Here is a 253-nt window from a genome sequence, read left to right on the forward strand (position 1 = left end):
AAAACCTGACAATTTTCCCCGCAAGTTATGATACAATGTGACAGAATATATTAATTGATTGCAGGGGGAATCAGGGCAACAATGTTTAGACGAATAGGTTATAATTTTTCGTTTCTTGTAGCAGTTTGTATTTTGGTCGTTACGATGAGTGGGAAAGCGCATGCGGCAACATTTACAGATATCCCAGATAAATATTCATCGGAAATCAATTATTTAGTCGATCGCCAAATTATTACCGGATACCCTGATGGAA

Annotated in this window: 1 protein-coding gene; it reads left to right on the plus strand. The window is 37.2% G+C overall.

Translation table 11 applies throughout. From position 1 onward, the window contains the following. Positions 1 to 144: 144 nt before the first annotated feature. The coding region (locus tag KVT38_RS35780; protein WP_368859201.1) for an S-layer homology domain-containing protein at positions 145 to 253 on the plus strand (109 nt) is incomplete at its 3' end.

Origin of the sequence: Cohnella sp. GbtcB17 (assembly GCF_019091135.1) — a bacterium.
Lineage (GTDB): Bacteria > Bacillota > Bacilli > Paenibacillales > Paenibacillaceae > Cohnella.